Raw genomic sequence first — 21,101 nt, 5'->3', positions numbered from 1 at the left:
GTCGGTCACTGGCTCTTCGCGACCTGGGTGACCGAACGAGCCACGTCTTCGGGCGACTTGGAACCGGCGATCAGGGCCGCCACCGAGTCGTTGATCTCCTGGCCGACGGCGGGCGGGTACGCCTGGTCGAGGTAGAGCTGGAAGCCGGTCGCCTTGTCGACGGCGTCGGAGACGAGCCCCAGATTGCGGTCGGTCAGGGCGCTCATCGCGTCCTTGACGACAGGCATGATCGCGGCCTCTGTGACGAGGATGCGGTCGGACTCGGCCGTCATGAAGAACTTCAGGAAGTCGACGGCTGCCTTGGGAGCGCCCTTGCGTACCGCGTAGCCGCCTCCTCCGCCGAAGATGTCGGTGCGGGCGCCCTTGCCGCCGGTGACCGCGGGGAACGGGAAGAAGCCGAGGTCCTTGCCGATGCCCTTGCCCGCGTCGGCCTGCGCTACGGGTGCCCACTGGCCCATCAGTTCCATCGCCGCCTTGCCGTTGCCCATGGCGGCCGCCTCCCCGTTGGGCGCGGAGTACGCGGCGCCGAGGTGGCCCTTCTGGAACGGCCGGAGCGCGACGAGCTCCTTGAGGTGCTCCCCCGCCTTGACGAAGTCGTCACCGGTGAAGTCCTTGGCGTCAGCGGCTTTCCGCATGCCGTCGACCCCGGCGATCCGCATGGCCAGGTAGGCCCAGTAGTACATGCCGGGCCACTTCTCCTTGCCCGCGAGGGCGATGGGGGTGATGCCGGCGCCCTTCAGCTTCTCGACCACGTCGAGGTAGTCGGCCCAGGTGGCGGGCGGCGCCTTGACGCCGGCCTCGGCGAACAGCGCCTTGTTGTACCAGAAGCCCACCGCGCCGATCTCGAACGGCACGGCGTACGTCTTCCCCTCGATCTGGTACGGCTTCAGCGAGGCCGCCAGGAGAGTGTCGGCCCACGGCCTCATCGAGGGGGTCAGGTCCTCGACGAGACCGGCGTCGATCTGCTGCTGGAGCACACCGCCGCCCCACGTGTGGTAGATGTCCGGCAGCTTTCCGGAACTGGTCTGCGCCGTCATCTTCGACTTGTAGGCGTCGTTCTCCATCGTGACGAGCTTGATGCGCACATCGGGATGCTCGGCCTCGAACGCCTTGGCCCGCTCGGGCCAGACGGACTTCGACGGCTCCGTGGTCTGGATGTTCCACCACTCCACGACGGTCCGGCCCTCGCTGTCGGTGGTCGTGGACCCGGAGTCCGAGCAGGCGGAGAGGCCCGCCGCGCCAAGGCCCACCGCCGACGCGGTCCCCAGGAAGCGGCGGCGGGAGAGGTCTGGGGACGCGGCGCCGGACGCGGACGTGACGGCTCGGTCGAAGGCTGGCATGGCGCACCTTCCGGAAGAGTTCCGAGAATTATCGGGAGACGGCCATGGAAGTTACGGGCATACGTCGGGGGCGTCAACGGTCCTGACAGAACCGGGCGTTGACGCCCCCTGGGAGTGCGCTGTTCCGTTATGCGCGGTGCGGCGGTGCGGTGCTCGCGCGGACCACCAGCTCGGTCGCCAGTTCCACGCGCGGCGAGGCCAGATCGACGTTCCGCGCGAGGTCGAGCAGCATCCGCGCCGCCAACTTGCCCATGTCCGACAGGGGCTGACGGACCGTCGTGAGAGGCGGCGAGGACCAGCGCACCTCCGGCAGGTCGTCGAAGCCGACGACGCTCATGTCCTCCGGCACCCGAAGGCCGCGACGGCGCAGCGCCTCGATCGCGCCGAGCGCCATCTGGTCGCTCGCGGCGAAGATCGCGGTCGGCGGTTCGCCGAGGTCCAACAGCCGCTCCGCGCCGGTGAATCCGGACTCGTGGTAGAAGTCGCCGGGCACCACGAGCGCGTCGTCGACGGTGACTCCGGCCACGTCGAGCGCGGCCCGGTAGCCGTCGAGCCGGGCCCGTGAGCACAGCAGTCGCGGCGGGCCCTGGATGAACCCGATGCGCCGGTGTCCGAGCTGGAGCACATGCTCGGTCGCCGCCATCCCGCCGGCCCAGTTCGTGGCGCCGACGGTCGGCGCCTCGGTGGCGGGAGATCCGGCCGGGTCGACCACCACCAACGGCACGCCCAGGCGCCGCAGTTCGTCGTGGAGCCCGGGTTCGAGCACCGACGTCACGAGGATCACTCCGTCGGAGGCGCGGGCCCGCAGATTGGTCATCCACTGACGTGCGGCGCCCGCCCGGTCGTGGATCGCGGAGACCACTGTGCCGACGCCCGCCTCGTGGGCGACCTCCTCCACGCCCCGGATGATCTCGACGGCCCACGGACTGTCCAGGTCGTTGAAGACCAGGTCGAGCAGGGCCGCCCGGGCCCCGGGGGCGGTCGGCCGACGCCGGTAGCCGTGCCGGTGCAGCAGGTCCTCGATCCGGGCGCGGGTCGCGGACGAGACGTCCGACCGTCCGTTGACGACGCGTGAAACGGTCGGCACGGACACGCCGGCCTCCCGTGCGATCTCGGCGATCGTCACCTTCGCCGCGCCGTCCGGACTCCGCGTGCCTGCTTTGCGCTGAGCGTCTTCCCCGGCCACCATCCCCACCTCCGTCGCTGGACACCCGGAAAGTCCGGGCGCCTTCCGGAAACCGTAAGCCGTCGCCAGAAGTGAAGGTGACCCAGTACGCCACGGGCGGGCGGAACGCTTTTGCTCAGCAGGCTCTCTCACTACCTGTACGGCTGTACCCCCTTGTGAGGAGTTGTTCTGCATGGTGCGTCGCTTTCGCGTACTGCTACTGACCGTCCTGACGCTGGTCGCGGGCTCGGTGATGTCGTCCGCTCCGGCCTCCGCCGTCATCGGCGGATCGAAGAGCACGTACGGCCCGTGGGCGGTACGCATGCTCGTCGACGGCAAACCGGCGTGCACCGGCACAGCGGTCGCCCGCCAGTGGATCCTCACCGCCTCGCACTGCTTCTACGAGCAGGCACAGCCGGTCGCCGACAGGCGGATCTCCTTCCGGGTCGGCCATCTCGACATGCGGCGGGGCACCACGGTCCGCCCCATCCCACGCAAGCGCGTGGGCAGCGCGCACGCCGACATGATGCTCGTCAAGGTCGCGCCGATGAACGTCCGTATCGCGCGCCTGGCCACGGTCGGCGTCCACCGCGGCCAGGCCGTACGGCAGTACGGGTGGGGCGCGACCTGCACCACTGACGAGAGCGCCTGCCAGTCCCCCGTCCTCAAGCAGTCGGACCTGAAGGTCGTCCGGCCCAACGACCCCCTGTGCGCGGGCCACACCGCACCGGGCGGCCCCGACTTCTGCATGAAGAAGGTGTCCGGGATTCCCGCCGGTGGCGACTCCGGGGGCCCGGTGATGACCGTCGGTCCGCGTGGCACCGAAACCCTCATCGGCGTCTTCAACGGCTCCGACCGGGAGAAGAGCGCCGAGGCCGGGGAGGTCTCCCAGCAGCTCTCCTGGATCCGCTCGGTCATTCGTCGATAGCGACGACGGCTGTACGCCGGGCGGCGCGGCGGAGCGGGAGGCCGGGGAGAGCCTGGAGCTCTCCCCGGCCGGACGGGGTCGGCGCTGTCCGCGTCCCGCCCCCGATCCGGTCCGCGCGCGCCGCTCCAGTACGACTGTTCCCTCCTGCTGGGTGAGATCGGGCCGGAGCAGCCTCCGGACGGCGGCTGCGGCCGGTATCACTGCCTTCGTGATGAACATGCCCGCGCGCGCCCTCTCGGCCGCCGCCTTCGCGCTGCTGCCCCTGACAGCCACGACCGTGCGCGCTGCACCGGCCGTTCCCCAGCCCCGCCCCCTGAGCCTGGCCGACGCGGTCGGCCGGCTGCCGGTGGCCGCGGAGGATCGTGGCGGCTATGTACGCAGTGCGTTCAAGTACTGGGTGGACGATGACCACGACGACTGCGCCACCCGGGCGGAGGTCCTGATCGCGGAGTCCCGGACTCGGGCGGTCCTCGAAGGCGACTGCCGGATCACCGCGGGCTCCTGGTACTCGTACTTCGACGGGAAGACGGTCACCGAGCCGCGGGCCCTGGACATCGATCACATGGTTCCGTTGGCCGAGGCCTGGGACTCCGGCGCCTCCCAGTGGAGTCCCGAACGGCGCGAGGACTACGCCAACGACCTCGATGCCGAGCAGTCGTTGGTGGCGGTCACGACGGAGAGCCACCGCGCCAAGGCCGACCAGGACCCGGCCGAGTGGCTGCCGCAGCTCGCGGACGCGTACTGCACCTACGCGGCCGACTGGACGGCGACGAAGCTGCGGTGGTCACTGACCGTCGACAGGGCCGAGGCCGCCGCTCTCCGCGACCTCGCGAAGGGCTGCGGCCGGCAGCAGGTCGAGTACACGTCCCCTCCGGACGCCGCCGCCGGATCGTAGGGCCGATCCGCGAGACCGCCACGTGCATGGTGTCGAACACCGGTGTACGGAACGGGGGTTCGTCACCCCACCAGGAACGGCCTCTCGAGCGACGACCGAGGCGTCCGCGACCTTCCGCCACCGCCTGGACGGTCTTTCGGGAGTCAGCAGCCGCCCGATGCGGAGGAAGCACCGGCGCCGATCCGCAGTGTCGTCGGGGCGGCGCAGCAACCGCCGGAATCCTCGTCGGCCTCGGGCTCGTCGAAGAGGCCGGCTCCTCCGCAGACTCCGGTTTCCGGCAGGGTCAGCTCTACGCGTTCGGCGGCTTCCTGGTCACCGGCGAGCGCGGCGGCGATGGAGCGGACCTGCTCGTAGCCGGTCATGGCGAGGAAGGTAGGGGCGCGGCCGTAGGACTTCATTCCGACGAGGTAGACGTCCTTTTCGGGGTGGGAGAGTTCGCCCACCCCGTGCGGGTAGACGGTTCCGCAGGAGTGGACGTTGGGGTCGATGAGGGGAGCCAGCCCGGTGGGTGCCTGGAGGCGCTCGTCGAGGCCGAGGCGGAGTTCGTCGAGGAAGGTCAGGTCGGGACGGAAGCCGGTCAGGGCGATGACCTCGTCGACCGCGTCGAGGCGGCGGCCGTCCTCGGCGACCACTACCAGTCGGCCGTCCTCGGCCTTTTCGACGGCGGTGGCGCGGAAGCCGGTGACAGCGTCGGCGTGGCCGTTGTCGACGGCGGCCTTGGCGGCGAGTCCCAGAGCGCCGCGGGCAGGCAGTTGGTCGGCCTCGCCGCCGCCGAACGTAGAGCCGGAGATGCCTCGGCGCAGAATCCAGGTGGCGTGGGTGCCGGGCTCGTCCCCGGCCAGGTCGGCGAGGAGGGCCAGCGCGGTGAAGGCGGACGCGCCGGAGCCGATGACAGCGGTGCGCCTGCCCGCGTAACGGGCCTGTACGGAAGGGTCCTTGAGGTTGGGGACGCGGTAGGAGACGCGGTCCGCCACCGCCCGCTCGCCGAGGGCGGGCAGGCCGTCGCCGCCGAGCGGGCCGGGGGTCGACCAGGTGCCCGACGCGTCGATGACGGCGCGGGCGAACAGGCGCTCCTCGCGGCCGTCCGCGTCCTGGACGTGCAGGGTGAAGGGCTGCTGGTCGCGGTCGGCGTCGACGACACGGTCGCGGCCGGCACGCGCGACTCCGGTGACCGTCGCACCGAAGCGGACCTTCTCGCCCAGGGCGTCGGCGAGCGGCTGCAGGTACCGCTCGGCCCAGTCGCCGCCGGTGGGGTACGTGGCGCCGTCGGGCTTGTCCCAGCCGGTGGGGGCCAGGAGCTTCTCCGCGGCCGGGTCGACGACCTCGGCCCAGGTGGAGAAGAGGCGGACGTGCGACCAGTCGCGCACCGCGCTGCCGGCGGACGGCCCGGCTTCCAGGACGAGCGGTTCGATGCCGCGCTCGATGAGATGGGCGGCGGCGGCCAGGCCGATGGGGCCGGCGCCGATGACGACGGTGGGCAGGGCGGTGGGCGTGCTCTCGCTCATCACGTTCTCCAGTGACAGGTCAGGAGGACGCCGATCTTCTGATTCGACGCCTGTCGATATAAGGGAGATTGCCACGCGGTATCGATGGATGTCAATATTGACGTATGTCGAATTCGAGCGCGGTGAAGCTGCCGGTCCCGAACCAGCCGGACGAGGCGGTGACGCCGTGCTGCCCGCCGCTGAACGAGCGGCCCTTGAGCGCCGAGGAGGCCGAGCGGACCGCGAAGATGTTCAAGGCGCTCGGTGATCCGGTGCGGCTGCGACTGTTCTCCCTGGTCGCCTCGCACGAGGGAGGAGAGGCCTGCGTGTGCGACATCTCCGACGTAGGGGTCTCGCAGCCGACCGTCTCCCACCACCTGAAGAAGCTCAAGGACGCGGGGCTGCTCGCCTCCGAGCGGCGCGGCACCTGGGTGTACTACCGCGTCGAGCCGAGCGTCCTGGCGGCGATGGGCCAACTCCTGACGACGGCGGCCCGCTGAGCCGTACGGGCCCGTACGCGTCGTCGCCGGGGCCGGGGCAGCTCACCGGCCGGCAGCGCCCGCAGCGCGGCGAATCGCAGCCGGCGCGCCTTGGCCCGGCAACTCCGCCGGATTCGAGCGCCGCCCCCCTGCCTGGCGCGGCAGAGTCGGGACGGTGCGAAGGCCGGGACGCCACATCCGCACATTCGCGCTCGCGCGAAGAACTCGCCCGCCTCACCCCCGTACGTGTTCCCTCCGAGGCCGTTAGTCCGGGCACCTGCCCGAGCTTCACGTCAAGGAGGAGGCGCGATGCGTCACGGCATGCAACTCACCCATGCCCAGCGGAACTTCGAACAGGGCGCGCACCTCGTAGCTCACCTGACCGGTTGTTCACCACGCAGTCCTGGAGCGGTGGACCTCCCTTCGACGCCCACCCGTTCACCCGCTCCCTGCTGGAGGACTTCGTCGCGGGGAACCCTCGCGCCAACATGTGCATGTCCGGGGTCAGCGAGGGGGACATCGGGTGCCCCCTCCCGCCCCTTGGAGGCCCCCATGCGCCCCTTGGAGGCCCCCATGCACCAGCCCGCCCCTCCTGTCCGGCACGACGGAACGCCTCCTCCCCGCCTCACACCCGCGGGCGGGCGGCAGGCGGCCGGCGTCCGTAGGGCGATGATCGCGCGGCCGGCAGCCGGCGGCCCTCTCGACCCTGCCGTCCGCGAAGCCGCGCTCCCGCTGCCCTTGAACATGCTCATTTCCCGTGCGTACGTACGACGGGTGGCGGACGGCGTCGAGCAGTGCCGATGGTGCACCGAGTCGAGTGGTGCGCCTGACGTGTGGGGCGAGGTCGACGCCACGCACGCACGCCGGCTCGCGGTCGGCCGACCCTTCTCCTACCGCCTGGAGTTCTCCGGAACCGGGCCGGGCGCCCCGGAACGGAGCCTGCCGGGCAAGGCCGCCGCCCGCACAGGCACCTCATCTCCGGCAGAGGAGCGCGCATGAGCGACACGGTCGAGCCGGGCCCCGCGGACGGCCATGAGCGAGCCGAGGTCCCGCACCCCCGAGAGAAGCGGCTCGGTCCGCCGCCGGCCTCACTGGCGACGGACACCGACGGCGAGGACATCACCGAGCAGATGAAGGAGGCGTACTGGTCGGTCTACGACGGTGCGGCGTCCAAGGCCACCGTCGGTGAGATCTTCAAGCGCCTGCCCCGGACGGTGGGGCAGGTCGGCCGCCTCGCGTGGCAGGCCGGCCCCAAGGACACCCTCTGCCTGATCGTCCTGCAGATGGCCGCGGCCACCATGCTCGCCTTCGGCTTGATGGCCACGGTGGGCGTCGCCCAGCACATCTTCGCCCAGGGCCCTACGCCCGACAGGGTCCGGGCCGCGATCCCCCAACTGTTGCTCGTCGTCGGGCTCCTGTCGCTGCGCGCGCTGCTGGAGTACGGCGTCTCGGTGGCTCAGGCCCGGCTGACGCCCAGGATCCGGACGGCGTTGGAGAAGGAGTTCCTGGAGCTGACCGCGCACGTACGGCTGGAGATCGTCGACAATCCTGACTGGCACGACGAGGCATACCGGGCCCGCGACCGGGGCCTGTTCTACGCCCGGCAGATCGTCGGCCAAGTCGTCAGCCTCGCCTCCGCCACGCTGGGCCTCGTGGGCACGGCCGGCGTCATCACTCTGCTCCATCCACTTCTGATCCTGCTGCTGCCGCTGTCCGTGGTGCCCGTCGGCATCGCCGCCGTCAGCTCCGCGCGAGCCCGTTTCCACAGCTTCAAGCGGTGGAACGCCCTGCAGCGCAGGGTCAACGTCTTCTCCTGGCTGCTGCTCGAACGCGACGCCGCGGCCGAGCTGCGCTCCGACACGGCCCAGCGTGCCCTCCTCGCCGAGCACCACCGACTCACCGAGCGCATCGCCGACGAGGACACCCGGCTCAACCTCGGCTCCGCCCACCTCTCGCTCATCGGCCGGGCCACGGGCGGGATCGGCACCGGCATCACCTACATCGTTCTGGGCGCCATGCTCATCAACGGCTGGCTGCCTCTCGCCGCCGGGGCGGGCGCGGTCCTCGCCATTCAGAGCAGTCATGCCTCGATGACCACGGTCGTCGACGTCGCCCACCTCGTGTACGAGCACGCGCTGTGGGTGGACGACCTCCTGCGGTTCCAGAAGAAGTGCCGGACGTTGCTGCCTCGGCGCACCGGGCGGCCCGCGCCGCCGACCGTCAAAGAGATCACGCTCAGCAACGTCACCTACACGTACCCCGGCAAGGAGACTCCGGCTCTCGACGATGTATCCATGACGTTGCGCGCCGGCACCACGGTCGCCTTCGTCGGCGTCAACGGCTCCGGCAAGAGCACGGCTTCCCGCCTGATCGCGGGGCTGCACGACCCCTCCAGCGGAACCATCGCCTGGGACGGCGTGGACGTGACGGCCATGGACAGCGAGTCGATCCAGGCCGGTGTCGCAACGGTGCTCCAGGACCCGGTCCGCTTCCCGTTCAGCGCACTCGCGAACCTCACGATCTCCCGGGGGACGCTGACCGAGGCCGACCCCGACCGCGCGCTCGCCGCCGCGCGGGCCAGCGGAGCCGAACAGGTCATCGCCGCGCTGCCGGAGACGTGGCGCGCCCTGCTGTCGAAGCGGTTCAAGAATGGACAGGAGCTGTCGGCCGGGCAGTGGGCCAAGATCGCTGTCGCCCGCGGCCTGTACAAGGACGCGCCGGTCCTTCTGCTGGACGAACCCACCGCCAGCATGGACCCCAAGGCCGAACACGCCGTATACCGGGCCGTGTTGCGGGGCGAACACTGCAGCGACCGCATCACCGTGCTCATCTCGCACCGGCTGGCCTCCGTCGTGGAATGCGATCAGATCTACGTCTTCGACGAGGGCCGGATCATCGAATCCGGCTCCCATCAGGAGCTGATGGCCGGCGGCGGGGAGTATGCGGCGATGTTCACCCTCCAAGCCTCCGGCTACCTCACGACCACCAGCACGGAGGTCGAGGCCCAGTGACGGTCCGGGACACAGCCGGGTTCTGCATCATCACGCCACTCGCGGACGCCGCCCCCGAGCGACGCCCCCGAACCCCGCGCCGATGGATGGCGATCGGTCGGCGCGGGCGAGATCACGCGATGACCGGCGCACTTCGAGATCGTCTTCTAGGGTCGTTCGTATGATGATCGACACTGGGGTCGCCGGCTCGCTCTTCGAATCCCTCCAGGCGGACGCCCTCACCGACCCGGGCCAACTACGCGAGCTATACCCGAACCCGAACCCGAACGCGCTCCGCAAGGAGATGGACCACCTGACCGAGGAGACTCGGGCGCTGATCGGCTGCTCCTCGCTGGTATTCATCGGCAGCGCGGACGCCGAGGGCCGGGCGGACGTGACGCCGCGTGGCGGCCCGGCCGGGTTCGTCTCGGTGCTCGACGAGCGGACCCTGGTCATCCCCGACGCGACCGGCAACAAGCGGCTCGACACCCTGCACAACGTGCTGCAGACCGGACGCGTCGGACTGCTCTTCCTCATCCCCGGCCGCCCGACCACGCTGCGCGTCAACGGCCGCGCCTGCGTCTCGGCGCGCCCGGAACTGCTCGCCCAGCTCACAGCCGTTGGAAAACCGCCGGTCACGGCCATCGTGGTGCAGGCCGAGCAGGTCTACCCGCACTGCCCGAAGTCCCTGCTGCGCGCCAACGCCTGGCAACCGGAGCGATGGGTGCCTGCCGACGCCCAGCCGACCAGCGCCGAGGTGACGCTGACCCAGCTGAACCTGCCCGGCCTGACCGTCGACCAGATCGAGGAAGCCGAACGGGAGTCACTGCGCCTGCGTTACGAGTGAGTGCGGACTGAGTCCCTCTCGACGCCGGGCTCTCCACGGCATGGGTCGTCCACGGCATGGGTCGTCCACGGCATGGGTTCCTCGGCGTATGCCGTACTTCATGGCCCTCACTCTGTCAGGGCCTGCCTGCGGGCACGGTGTCCTTCGTCAGCAGCGTGTCACCGGACCAGCAGAGCCGGTAGAGGTCGACTTGGTCCAGCAGGTCGCGGCCAGAACGGTAGAACGCGCAACGGGCGCCGGGCGGCAGGGATGCGGAACGGGCGTAGTCGGACAGGTAGGGGTAGGCGCGGGCCTGCAGCAGAGGGGCGAGTTCGGCGCGCAGTCGGCCGATGGCCAGCTCGTCGAACCGGGAGGGCGGCAGCGGTGGGGAGCGGTCTCCTACGGCATCGCGAACCCTCGGGTTCCGACCGGCGCCCCGAGCGCAGTCACCTGTCCCGGCGTCGGCGTCCCGGGACGGGCGGTGGCCTGGTGCGGAAGGACAGCGGACTGCGTGCGGGCGGGCGGGCGGCGCTGAGGGTTTCTCAACGGCCGTCGCACGGATCGTCGTCCGCGGAGATCGGCTTGGTGTCGGCAGCCAGGCAGGAGGAGTACACCCGCGGCGGCGTGGGGCGCGGCTCCGGTTCCGACGCGGACGCGGCGGCAACGGCGATGATCACCCCGGCACCGGCGCAGGCCAGCCCTGCCATCGCGGCGAGCCGTGTACCGCGACTCACTGATCGCCACGCAAGTGGTCGTGCAACTCGTCGTCGCAGTCGTCCTCAGTACCGACGCGAATTAGCGCGAACCCCTGCATTTCGTTCGACTCGCCTTCCCGCTTGGCCTTCGCCAGCTGCTTCTCGATGTTCGCGATGTACTCGGCGCACTCGGCGCTGACGGGCTTCTCACGCGGATCCGGTGTCGATGAGGCGTTCAGTCCGGCGGTGGCGGCGATGCCGACCGCGCACAACGTCACCCACGCGGCACCCCACGCGCGGCGACTCATCTGTTCGGGCCTATCGGCTTGGGCATCCACGCATCCTACGAGCGCCGCAGAGGACTGTCGACGAAGTCGAAGTAGTCCCTCGACCCGGGCGGTGGGCGGTCTGCGGTGTGCGGTGTCAGCAGCGCCGGGCATACTGCCCCCACAGCGGTCGAAGTCGTGGCGGGGGGCAAGAGCGTGCAGGGTCGGGCGCCCGGGTCGAGGCGTGGCCGTGCGTGGAGTGACGCGGAGGAGGCTCAGCTTGTCGACGGGGTGCGCGAGGGGCTGACCTGTCCGAGCTCGCTGAGCGGCATGGCCGTACGACGGGCGGCATCCACGCGCGTCTGAACCTGTTCGTTCCAAAGGCCGGCCCGTCCGGCCCGTCCGGCCCGGCGGTCGACGAACCGCTGGAGTGGCTGAGGGCCCGTCTGGTCGGCGACCCCGGCTACGCGTGGCGGAGCGTGCGCGAAGAGCGGCGTCGCGGTGAGCGGGACGAGCGTCATGAGCGGGACATCTCTGTCGCGCCTTCCGCGGACGCCTCGGCCAGCGGGACCACCACCGTGCTGGCCGACTGGGAGCGCGCGACCGGCCATGTCCTGCGCCCCGGGCGCCGTGAGGTCTTCCTTGCGCGGAAGGTGGTGCACGATCTGGCGGCCAAGGCTCCGGAAGTACGGGAAGAGGCGGCCCGGCGGCTGTGGCACGACGGTTCAGAGCTGCTTGTGGACCACTGGTTGCTCGAGTGCGTGTGCCCGGGCGCCGAGCGTCTGAGGCCCGACTGGTCGCTGGTCGCCGCCCGCGACACCGCATGGTGGGGCCGGGGGAACGCCTGCGCGTCGGACTCGAAGAAGTTCGGGTCCTGGTCTTCGAACTTCATGGTCGACTACGAGCCTGCCCTGGCCCGTCCTGTTCGGACTCCGCCGTTGATGGGAGGGCCGCAGCGATGCAGCCGAGGACGCGCTGGAGCCCCTGCCGGAACTGGTCTTCGCGGCTCAGGTGCGGCTGGCGCGCCTCCATCACGATCTTGGTGAAGATCGGGTACTCCCCGCTCTTCACCAGCCGGTCGACGTACGGGTAGCTCCGCGCCATCCATTCCGACTCGTTGAGCCCGCTGCGGCGGACTTCCCTGGCCGTGCTGATCTCCTCGCGGACGGTGCCCTCGACGTAGCTGTTCAGCAGGGCCACGAGGCCGAGGTTCTCGTCGATGGGGACGAAGGCGTCGAGCACCCCCATCAGCCGTTCGATCAGAAGCAGTTGGTTGGGGCCAAAGCTGGGGAGTGACCGCTGCACGGTGGCGATCCACGGGTGCCTCATCCACATGGCCCGCTGCTCGCCGGCATAGCGGGTCAGGTCGGCGCGCCAGTCGCCCGAGGGCATGTCCGTGACGTCGATCTCGCCCATCACCTGGTCGGCCATGAGCTCGACCAGGTTCTCGCGGTTCGGGACGTACCGGTAGAGGGACATCGCGCCGGCGCCGATCTCGGCGGCGATCCGCCGCATGGTGGCGGCCTCAAGACCCTCGGCGTCGGCGATCCGGACGGCCGCCTCGGTGATCTTCGCGCGGCTGTAGACCGGCGTCGGCCCGTAGGCCGCGCGCTCGGGTCGCATCCAGATGTTCACGTACTCGGCGTCAGCCACTGTTCCCGCCTCCTTGGTTGCGTACATAGTACCCAGTCGTTTAGCGTGTCCGTCGAGACCGCGTACAACGTACTCAGTGGAGGGGTTTTATGACTGATCCGATCGTGGTCGCCGAAGGGCTGCACAAGTCCTTCGGCGATACCCACGCCCTACGGGGTCTGGACCTGAGCGTCCCGAGAGGAACGGTCTGCGGCGTGCTGGGGCCCAACGGCGCGGGGAAGACGACCGCGGTGCGCATCCTGGCGACCTTGTCCGATCCCGACGCCGGGCACGCCCGCATCGCCGGACACGACGTCGTCCGCGACGCCGGCAAGGTGCGCGCCAGGATCGGGCTCGCGGGCCAGCACGCCGCCGTGGACGAGAAGCTCACCGGCCGCGGCAACCTGCGCATGTTCGGGCGCCTCTCCCACCTGTCCCGGCGAGAGGCGCACCGGCGGGCCGACGAACTGCTCGAACGCTTCGATCTGACGGACGCCGCCGACCGGCAGGTCACCGGCTACTCCGGCGGCATGCGGCGCCGCCTCGACCTGATCACCAGCCTCATCCTGCGCCCCGAGGTGCTCTTCCTGGACGAGCCGACCACCGGCCTGGACCCGCGCAGCCGCGGCGAGATCTGGCACAACATCCGCGAGTTGGTGGCGGACGGCACCACGGTAGTGCTGACCACGCAGTACCTGGACGAGGCCGATCAGCTGGCCGACGACATCGCCGTCGTCGACCACGGACAGGTGATCGCCACGGGCACCCCCGACGAACTGAAGGCCACCATCGGCGACCGCCTCGACGTCGAACTCGAAGACCCCGCCGCCCTCCATCCGGCGGCGACCGTACTGAAAGCCCTGGCCGGGACCGATCCCACGACGACCGGCGACGACCGGCTCAGCGTCGCCCTGCCGGGCCGCAGCTTCCGGCTCTTCGACGTCATGCGCGAGCTCGACCGGGCCGGGGTCGCCGCGGCCGACGTGCGGCTGCGCCGCCCCACCCTCGACGAGGTGTTCCTGCGCCTCACGGACGACAAGGAGCTGGCCCGATGACCGACCTCGCCCCGCCGCCGGGCCACCGCCTGCGGTGGACGTGCACCGACGGGCTGACCCTGGTCGGCCGCGAGCTGGGACGGCTGCGACACGCTCCCGGCGAGCTCGTTGCGGCGCTGATCTTCCCGGCCGTCATGGTCGTGCTGTTCGGGTACGTCTTCGGCAGCGCGATCCAGGTGCCGGACGGCGGCGACTACCGCGAGTACCTCATGCCGGGCCTGTTCGCGATGGTGACCTTCTCCGCGTGGCTGGGGGTCATGACGCGGATGGCCGCCGACGCCTCCCGCGGTGTGATGGACCGCTTCCGCTCCATGCCGATGGCGCGCTTGGCGGTGCCGTTCGGGCAGACCGGCGCCGACCTGCTGACCGGCCTGCTGATGCTGGCCATGATGGTGGGCACGGGCCTGCTGGTGGGCTGGCAACCGCACCGCGGCCTGATCCCCACCGCCCAGGCGTTCCTGCTGATGATCGTGCTGCGGTACGCGCTGAGCTGGGTGGGCGTCTATGTGGGCCTAGCGGTGAAGAACGACCAGGTCGCCGATGCGATGGTGCCGTTGGGCCTGCCATTCACGATGCTGTCGAACGCGTTCGTCCCGACCGACGGCATGCCGGGCTGGCTGCGCTTCCTGGCCGACTGGAACCCGGTGAGCGCGCTCACCGCAGCCTCACGGGAGCTGTTCGGCAACCCGGGCACCCCGTCCGGAAATGTGGCCTGGCCACTGGCGCATCCGGTGACCACTGTCCTGCTCTGGTCTGCCGCGCTTCTGGTGATCTTCGTCCCGCTGTCGCTCCGCGCCTACACGCGCAGAGGGCGCTGACCACTCCAGGCATCTGCCCTCAAAGCCGCTCACCGCGCCGGAGAACCACCGGAATCGCACTGCCATCGAAACCAGCACCCGCACCAACACCAACACCAACACCAACACCAACACCATGGAGACGCTATGAGCCTGTTCCGACTCGATGCCAGCATCCTTCCCGGCACGTCCGCCAGCGCTGAACTCGCCGACCTCGTGGAATCGGAGTGGACCGCAGTCCATCGGGACGCGCCGGTGATACGCCGCCATCTGGGCACCGACCCGCTGCCGGCCGACGCCTGGGCACACGCCCACACCGGCAACTTGGCACCCGAACCCGACCGCACTCCCGCCCAGCGGGACGCGCTCGCCCTCGCTGGGTCGCTCACCGCGGAACTCGAGGCCGCCGAGGCGGTGTTACTGGCCGTGCCGCTGTACAACTTCGGTGTCTCCCAGCACTTCAAGACCTGGGTCGACCTGGTCATCGCCGGGGCGCCCCTGGGCAGCCCGGTACTCAAGGGCAAGCCGACCGTCCTGGCCACCGTGCGAGGCGGCGGCTACGCCCCCGGCACTCCGCGCGAAGGCTGGGACCACTCCACGCCGTACCTCAAGCGAATCCTCGCCGACGTGTGGCAGGCCGACCTCGTCGTCATCGAACGCGAGCTCACCCTCGCCGCCACCTCCCCCGGCATGGAACACCTCCAGGACCTCGCCGCCGACGTGCATACCAAAGCCCTGGCCGCGGCCCGCGACGCCGGCCGTGAAACCGCAGCCAAGTGACGCTGCCCGCTTCCGCGCACTCTGCATCCGCCGGGCCAACGACGGTTGATCGGCTGTGCGGTCAGCTCGGGGCACGGTTGCGGCTTTGCCACCCGAGCCGACGGTGTTTCACAGACGGTCACTCATGAAACGGTCCGGGGTCGTGAGCGACGACTTCAAGCGACCCCGGCGCGTGAAATCGCACGACTGCCCGATGTCCGCGTGCGCCGCCCCGGTGGGCTCCCCGTGCCGGACCGGCAAGGGCAACGTGGCCATCCAGTACCACACCGCCCGCTTCCGCCTCGGCTATGCCCGCGCCTCGACCGCCCGGCAGTCCCTCGACGCACAGCTCGACTCCCTCGCCGAGGCCGAGGTGACGCGGGTCTTCTCGGAGAAGATCTCCACCTGTGCCACGAAACGGCCCGAGATGGCGGCCGCCGTGAAGCTTGCCGGGGAGATCCGCTCCTCCGGCGCCGCCGTGACCCTCGTCGTCCACGAGCACAAGCGGCTCGGCCGCGGCATCGAACTCGCCATGCTCGCCGAGGAACTGAAGGTGAGCGAGGCCGGGCCGGAGTTCCTCACCGGAGAGCTGAAGGGCTCGCACGACCCGGCCAGCATCGTGTTCACCGTACTCGCGGCCATGTCCGGGATGGAACGCGAGTACATCCGCGACCGCACCCCACCGTCATGCGGATGCTGCACGAACACGACGAGCAGGCCGCTACGGCAGCGAGGAGTTCTGCAGGAGCCAAGGCTGGGGTCTTCTGTCCACGGACGGAAACCGCACCCGCAGGCTCCGTTCGTACGGCGGCCGGTTCTCTGCCCCTGGATACGCTGCACCTCTGCTCCTTGATCCTCCAGCACGGTTGGGCGTGGCACAGCCGTCCCTACCGGCCCCGGCCGGCTCCGTCGTCGGACGGTCTCCTCTCACCGGCAGATCAGTTGTCGAGGGCCTGGTAGAGACGCTCGCCGGGCTCGCCCTGGAACGGATGACGGCCGGCGGTAGGATCATGCAACTTCGGGGAGGACGCGGCGGCCAGGGGGTCGGATCGTCGTCCGTGACACACCCTCCCCGCACCTGGGGAGGGATTTTCCGTGAGTTCCATGGCTCGTCATGCCCTGATGCGTCACCGTCGCGCGAGACGTCTCGGCATCGCCGTGACCGTCTCCGCCGCCATCGTGGCGGGGATCGGGCCTCTGGGGGTGTCGGCCTCCGCCGCACCGACCGCGTCCGGGGCCGCTGACGCCTCCGATGCCTCCAATGTCTCGGCCGCCTCGGCCGCCTCGGCCGCCTCCGAGGCCGTGGTGCCGGCGACCGAGCGCAGCAAAGACCTCTCCGTCTCCTTGTTCGCGCCGGAGCAGCTGAAGGGCGCCGACGGGGCAGGCGCCAAGGGGGTCTTCCACCGCTTGGAGGGCTACGACGGGTTGGTCTGGACGCGTTACGCGGACGGCAAGACCTTCCCCGTGCCCGAGGCCGTGCAGGCGCTCGGCGTGCAGCCCACGGGGAGCGATTCTCTGGCCAGGCGGCCCGGCGGCGGCAACGTCGTCGAGATGTGGGACGCGGTGGACCGGACGACGCGTACGCTGCGCTATCCCGAGAGCCAGATCTTCGTGGCGACGTACGGGTCCACGGTCGTCACGCACACCAAGTCGGCCGACGACACGGGGCCCGAGCCCGACACCCTGCACCTGCTCACGCCGGGCGCCGACGGCGGGACGCGTGATGTGACGGTCAGCGGGCTGCCCGCGGGGAGCGTGGTCGGTCCGCCGCTCGGCGTCGACGAGACGTCCTTCTTCTTCCTGGGCGCGACGGGTGGCACCAACCGGGTCTTCGAGGCCGACCCGAGGACCGGGAAGGTCACGGGCCGGAGTGCCGCACTGCCGACCGGCCACATCCTCGCCTCCCTGTCGCCCGAGCACATCGCGGTCTACAGCAGGAACTCACCCGACGTCCTCGTCTTCGACCGCTCCGACCTGTCGGCAGCTCCCCGGACCGTCAGCCTCGAGAACGGCACGCTTCAGCCCCGGGACGCCCTCGCGGTGGTCGGCGACTGGCTGGTGTACCGCCCCCGCACCGGTGCCGCGGCCGGTTCGGTGAAGGCCGCGCCGATCGGCGGCGGCAGCCCGGTGACGCTCGTCGGGAAGATGAACCGCCCCGCCATTTCCGCGGGCCCCGCCGGTACGGCCGTGGTGGTCGGCCCTGCGGACGGGCAGCAGGCCATCCAGCGCATCACCGCCGACAGCACGGGGCGACCGGTCGTCACCGTGGTCAAGCCGCTGCCCAGGCCGAAGGCCGCGGTCCGCGGACTGGCCCTCGCTCAGGGCCGATTGCTGGTCACCGACTCATCGAGCGGGCGGCGCGACGACTACGCCCGTACGGTCGACGGCGCGCCGGCGAACGGGGCCCCGGGCTTCGGCGAGCGTTCCTCCTTCACGCCGGACACGAACGTGCTGATCGGCGGCGGATGCCCGGCGGCGGACCTCGCCTGCTCGCAGATCCACGGCACCGACGACGGCCGGATCGCATGGCTGGAGCACGACCAGGGCGAGGACCGGCTCCGGGTGCACGGGCCCGGCCGCACCGACTTCTTCGAGAAGAGCGTCCCGGCGGGCGGAACGATCACCGACGTCTCCGGCCGGTACGTGCTGTACACGGCGGCCGACAAGCAGTACGTGTACCGGCTCGACAACTACGCCTCCCCCACGCTGACCCGGGACGCGGGCCCGGCCGCCCTCTGGGGTGACGTGCTCTGGACGCCGGGGACCACCCCGGGCACGGTGACCGGGTACGACCTGACGGCGAAGAAGACCGTGCACGAGGTGACCACGGGCGCCGGCTGCGACCCCACCGAACTGCAGGCGCTGGGGCGTTGGCTGTACTGGAGCTGCGGCGCCGACGGGCCCGCGGGGGTGTACGACCGCACGGAGAACAGGACGGTCACCGTGCCTGCGGGCGAGGCGCTGCTCGGCGACGGCTACGTGGTCACCCACGACAAGGCGGCCGGCAAGCTCGAACTGACCACGGTGTCTGGCGGCACCGCCGCCACCCGGCGCATCGGTGACCTGCCCGACACGGGCGTCTCCCAGCGCCACGTCCGGTGGACCGTCGACAAGTCCGGCACCACCGCCGCCTACGTCGACGACCAGGAACGCGTGCACCTGGTGTCCTCCGGCGAACCGGCCCAGCCGATCGAGCGGCTGGCACCCGACGAGAACGCCGCCTCGGTCCGGGCGACCACACCGGACGAGACGCCCGACACCCTCACCCGGCTGCTCCTTTCCAAGCCCGCGGCGGGCTGGAAACTGACGGTGCGTGCCCGCACCACCGGGAAGGTCGTGGACACGGTTGAAGGCGGCGTCACGCGTGGCGCGCTGACCGTGGGGTGGCACGGAGCCGACCCGCAGGTCACGGGCGAGTTCCTCCCCAACGGGGCCTACGACTGGTCCCTGTCGGTGCGGCCGCACGACGGAGTGGGCGCACCACTGGAGACGCACGGCACGGTGATGCTGCGTGGCGGTGCGGCCGTACGTCACGACCACGCGGGTGCCGAGGCGGAACCCGACGGGGCCGGGGACCTGCTCACCATCAACTCCTCGGGCACCATGACCTTCCAGCACGGCGACGGGAAGGGGGGCTTCGCGGGCAAGTCGTCCGCCGGCGGCTGGTCCACCAAGGCCCTCGCCGTGCCTTTCGGCGACCTGGACAAGGACCGCTGCAACGACGTCCTGGTCCGCATGCCCGACGGCGCCTTGCGCGGTTACCTTCCGCAGTGCGGGCAGCCACCGGCCCCGTCCTCGCCGTACAAGAAGCTGGGCGACGGCTGGAACGCGTACGACGTCCTCACCTCGCCCGGCGACCTGACCGGCGACGGCCGTGCCGATCTCCTGGCCCGCAAGGCGTCGACCGGCGATATCCACCTCTTCGCGGGCAAGAGCGACGGGACGCTCACCGCGGGCAAGAAGATCCGGTCCGCCTGGAAGTCCTACACGCAGATCCTCGGGACCGGTGACCTCAACGGCGACGGGATCGGAGACGTCGTGGCCCGGCACAAGGACGGAACGCTGTACCGGTACGAGGGCCGGGGCGACGGCACGTTGAAGGACCGGGCCAAGGTGTTCACCGACTGGGGCTTCTCGTACAACACCCTGGTCGGTGTCGGCGACATCACCGGGGACGGCAAGGCGGACCTGGTCGCGCGCGACACCTCCGGCAGCCTCTACCGCGTCGACGGCAAGGGCAACGGTTCGTTCAGCGGGCGCAAGAAGATAAGCACTGGGTGGGGTGGCTACAAGGGCCTTTTCTAGAGCCTGGAGCCACTGTTGCGGGGGGGGGCCGGGCGTCAGCCGTGGAATGTGGTGGTCTCCCCCAACGTGGCGCGTTCGGTGACGATGTGGTTCACCGGTGCGGCGTCGTCGGCGTACCCGAACGAGATCCCGACGAGCAGTTTGCCTGAGGTGACACCGAGTTCGGCGCGCACCTCATCGGCGTAGAAGCTGAGCAGTCCCTGCGGGCAGCTGGCCACGCCGTACGCGGTCATCGCCAGCAGGAGTGTCTGCATGTACGCGCCGACGTCGGCAGCCAGCCGCGCGTTGTCCCGCTCGGAGACGAAGAGGAACGCGACATGCGGCGCGCCGTAGAACGCCAGGCTCTCGGCGTCATAGGCCGCGCGCGCCGCATGGTCGTCGAAGCCGATGCCCAGTGTCCCGAAGAGCGTGCCGCCGAAGGCGGCCCGCCGCTCCTGCTGCACCGGCGAGTAGAGGTCGTTGCTGTACGGGAAGTCGACCGACGTGCGCTGTGCGGCGTGGGCCGCCTGAAGGGACTCCGCCAGACGGTCGCGCGAGGCGCCGCTGGCGACGTCCACCCGCCACGGCTGCGCGTTGGAGTTGGACGGCGCCGCTCCGGCCAGCGAGAACATCGCGCGCATCGTCTCCTCGGGCACGGGTTCGGGCCGGAAGGCGCGCGTCGCGCGGCGGGCGCGGATCAGCTTCTCCGCGTGGCTGCTCAGCTCGGTGTGGTCGGGCCGGCTCATGGGAACTCCTCATCGATGTAAACGACTCCGTTTACTTGCGGTGAGATAGTAGACCCACGTCTCGGGCAAAGTAAACGCGGCCGTATGCTTTCTTCATGGGCGTGGGTATGGGCATGGGTACGGGCGCGGGCACGAGTACGGGCGCGACGAGTGACACGACGCGGCGAGGCGGGCGGGGCGCGAGGGAGCGCATCCTGGCAGCCGCCGCCCGGCTGTTCGCGGAACAAGGGATCGCCGGAACCGGCATGGAGCAGGTCGCGGAGGCGGCACCGGTGTCCAAGCGGACGCTCTACGCCCACTTCCACTCCAGGGACGAACTGGCGCTTGCCCACTTGCAGGCGCTTGTCTCGTCGGGGAACACCATGGAGGGGGTGCTGATCCGTGCGGACCTCAGCCCTCGCGAACGGATTCTCCGCCTGTTCGATCAGCCCGCTTCGGACACGTCTTCAGTGCGAGGGTGCCCCTTCATCGACGCGGCGGCGGAGTTCCCCGACCCGAAGAATCCGATCCACGCCTACGCCCGCGAACAGAAGCTCCGGATGGTGCGGTTGGTCACCGACCTGGTGGCGGAACTGGGCTGCGGTGAACCCGCCGCACTCGCCGAGCAACTGGTGACCCTCGCGGACGGGGCAGCCAGCCGTGCCATGGTGCTGAACCAGGCGGACTACGGCCGCCACGCGCACGCGGCGGCGAAGACCCTGTTGGAACAGGCTCTTACGCGCGGGCCTTCGCGGACAGCCGCTCCGAGCGGTGCCTGAGA

The 21,101-nt window shown here is 70.6% G+C and carries 19 protein-coding genes; 12 read left to right on the top strand and 7 right to left on the bottom strand.

The genetic code is table 11. The features are described 5' to 3' along the window. Nucleotides 1-5: 5 nt before the first annotated feature. Both AB0N81_RS38130 and AB0N81_RS38125 read right to left on the bottom strand, forming a co-directional pair. Nucleotides 6-1,340, bottom strand: a complete 1,335-nt coding sequence (locus AB0N81_RS38130) for an extracellular solute-binding protein (protein ID WP_365366803.1) — start codon at nucleotides 1,338-1,340, stop codon at nucleotides 6-8. Nucleotides 1,341-1,467: 127 nt separating this feature from the next. Next, nucleotides 1,468-2,529: a LacI family DNA-binding transcriptional regulator gene (locus AB0N81_RS38125; RefSeq protein ID WP_365366801.1), complete on the bottom strand. Its 1,062-nt coding sequence runs from the start codon at nucleotides 2,527-2,529 to the stop codon at nucleotides 1,468-1,470. Between the two features lie 169 nt (nucleotides 2,530-2,698). Between AB0N81_RS38125 and AB0N81_RS38120 the strand changes: the two genes are divergently transcribed. Both AB0N81_RS38120 and AB0N81_RS38115 read left to right on the top strand, forming a co-directional pair. Then, on the top strand, nucleotides 2,699-3,433 hold the full coding sequence (locus tag AB0N81_RS38120; RefSeq protein WP_365366799.1) for a trypsin-like serine protease: 735 nt from the start codon (nucleotides 2,699-2,701) through the stop codon (nucleotides 3,431-3,433). A 208-nt stretch (nucleotides 3,434-3,641) separates the two neighbouring features. Next, nucleotides 3,642-4,328: an HNH endonuclease family protein gene (locus AB0N81_RS38115; RefSeq protein WP_365366797.1), complete on the top strand. Its 687-nt coding sequence runs from the start codon at nucleotides 3,642-3,644 to the stop codon at nucleotides 4,326-4,328. A 143-nt stretch (nucleotides 4,329-4,471) separates the two neighbouring features. Here the strand turns inward: AB0N81_RS38115 and AB0N81_RS38110 are convergent, their stop codons facing one another. After that, nucleotides 4,472-5,833 carry an NAD(P)-binding domain-containing protein gene (locus AB0N81_RS38110; protein WP_365366795.1) on the bottom strand — a complete coding sequence of 454 codons (1,362 nt, stop codon included), beginning with the start codon at nucleotides 5,831-5,833 and terminating at the stop codon, nucleotides 4,472-4,474. Nucleotides 5,834-5,937: 104 nt separating this feature from the next. On the opposite strand from AB0N81_RS38110, the gene AB0N81_RS38105 reads away from it, so the two are divergent. The 4 genes from AB0N81_RS38105 to AB0N81_RS38090 all read left to right on the top strand — a co-directional run bounded on the left by AB0N81_RS38105 (nucleotide 5,938) and on the right by AB0N81_RS38090 (nucleotide 10,128). Beyond that, nucleotides 5,938-6,312, top strand: coding sequence for a metalloregulator ArsR/SmtB family transcription factor (locus AB0N81_RS38105; protein WP_365366793.1), 375 nt, complete (start codon nucleotides 5,938-5,940; stop codon nucleotides 6,310-6,312). 531 nt (nucleotides 6,313-6,843) lie between these two features. Next, a complete protein-coding gene (locus AB0N81_RS38100; protein ID WP_365366791.1) occupies nucleotides 6,844-7,290 on the top strand; it encodes a hypothetical protein in 447 nt (148 codons plus the stop codon). Beyond that, nucleotides 7,287-9,302 (top strand): ABC transporter ATP-binding protein, encoded by a 2,016-nt coding sequence (locus tag AB0N81_RS38095; protein ID WP_365366789.1) that lies wholly within the window; start codon nucleotides 7,287-7,289, stop codon nucleotides 9,300-9,302. Before AB0N81_RS38100 ends, AB0N81_RS38095 begins: the two co-directional genes overlap by 4 nt. A 160-nt stretch (nucleotides 9,303-9,462) precedes the next feature. After that, complete coding sequence (locus AB0N81_RS38090) at nucleotides 9,463-10,128, top strand: MSMEG_1061 family FMN-dependent PPOX-type flavoprotein (RefSeq protein ID WP_365366786.1); 666 nt, start codon at nucleotides 9,463-9,465, stop codon at nucleotides 10,126-10,128. Between the two features lie 521 nt (nucleotides 10,129-10,649). On the opposite strand, the gene AB0N81_RS38085 is transcribed toward AB0N81_RS38090, so the two are convergent. From AB0N81_RS38085 to AB0N81_RS38075, 3 genes are all read right to left on the bottom strand, one after another. Continuing rightward, nucleotides 10,650-10,841, bottom strand: coding sequence for a hypothetical protein (locus AB0N81_RS38085; RefSeq protein ID WP_365366784.1), 192 nt, complete (start codon nucleotides 10,839-10,841; stop codon nucleotides 10,650-10,652). After that, nucleotides 10,838-11,140 (bottom strand): hypothetical protein, encoded by a 303-nt coding sequence (locus tag AB0N81_RS38080; RefSeq protein WP_365366782.1) that lies wholly within the window; start codon nucleotides 11,138-11,140, stop codon nucleotides 10,838-10,840. The genes AB0N81_RS38085 and AB0N81_RS38080 overlap by 4 nt, the downstream gene beginning before the upstream one ends. 816 nt (nucleotides 11,141-11,956) lie before the next feature. Continuing rightward, nucleotides 11,957-12,721: a TetR/AcrR family transcriptional regulator gene (locus tag AB0N81_RS38075; RefSeq protein WP_365366780.1), complete on the bottom strand. Its 765-nt coding sequence runs from the start codon at nucleotides 12,719-12,721 to the stop codon at nucleotides 11,957-11,959. 89 nt (nucleotides 12,722-12,810) lie between these two features. On the opposite strand from AB0N81_RS38075, the gene AB0N81_RS38070 reads away from it, so the two are divergent. The 5 genes from AB0N81_RS38070 to AB0N81_RS38050 all read left to right on the top strand — a co-directional run bounded on the left by AB0N81_RS38070 (nucleotide 12,811) and on the right by AB0N81_RS38050 (nucleotide 19,616). After that, nucleotides 12,811-13,755 (top strand): ATP-binding cassette domain-containing protein, encoded by a 945-nt coding sequence (locus AB0N81_RS38070; RefSeq protein ID WP_365366778.1) that lies wholly within the window; start codon nucleotides 12,811-12,813, stop codon nucleotides 13,753-13,755. After that, a complete protein-coding gene (locus tag AB0N81_RS38065; RefSeq protein ID WP_365366776.1) occupies nucleotides 13,752-14,573 on the top strand; it encodes an ABC transporter permease in 822 nt (273 codons plus the stop codon). The genes AB0N81_RS38070 and AB0N81_RS38065 overlap by 4 nt, the downstream gene beginning before the upstream one ends. A gap of 126 nt (nucleotides 14,574-14,699) precedes the next feature. Beyond that, nucleotides 14,700-15,332, top strand: a complete 633-nt coding sequence (locus AB0N81_RS38060) for an NAD(P)H-dependent oxidoreductase (protein ID WP_365366774.1) — start codon at nucleotides 14,700-14,702, stop codon at nucleotides 15,330-15,332. 142 nt (nucleotides 15,333-15,474) lie between these two features. Then, nucleotides 15,475-16,164: a recombinase family protein gene (locus AB0N81_RS38055; RefSeq protein WP_365366772.1), complete on the top strand. Its 690-nt coding sequence runs from the start codon at nucleotides 15,475-15,477 to the stop codon at nucleotides 16,162-16,164. Between the two features lie 251 nt (nucleotides 16,165-16,415). Then, the gene (locus tag AB0N81_RS38050) at nucleotides 16,416-19,616 is read left to right on the top strand and encodes a VCBS repeat-containing protein (protein ID WP_365366770.1); all 3,201 of its coding nucleotides are present in this window, start codon (nucleotides 16,416-16,418) and stop codon (nucleotides 19,614-19,616) included. 35 nt (nucleotides 19,617-19,651) lie between these two features. Here AB0N81_RS38050 and AB0N81_RS38045 read toward each other — a convergent pair whose 3' ends face one another. Continuing rightward, nucleotides 19,652-20,341: a nitroreductase gene (locus AB0N81_RS38045; RefSeq protein WP_365366768.1), complete on the bottom strand. Its 690-nt coding sequence runs from the start codon at nucleotides 20,339-20,341 to the stop codon at nucleotides 19,652-19,654. A gap of 95 nt (nucleotides 20,342-20,436) precedes the next feature. Between AB0N81_RS38045 and AB0N81_RS38040 the strand changes: the two genes are divergently transcribed. After that, nucleotides 20,437-21,099, top strand: coding sequence for a helix-turn-helix domain-containing protein (locus tag AB0N81_RS38040; protein WP_365366766.1), 663 nt, complete (start codon nucleotides 20,437-20,439; stop codon nucleotides 21,097-21,099). Nucleotides 21,100-21,101: the final 2 nt, after the last annotated feature.

Origin of the sequence: Streptomyces sp. NPDC093510 (genome assembly GCF_040683555.1) — a bacterium.
Taxonomy (GTDB): Bacteria; Actinomycetota; Actinomycetes; order Streptomycetales; family Streptomycetaceae; genus Streptomyces.
The sequence above is the reverse complement of the archived record's forward strand: the minus strand, read 5'-3'. Positions and strand labels throughout refer to the sequence as shown.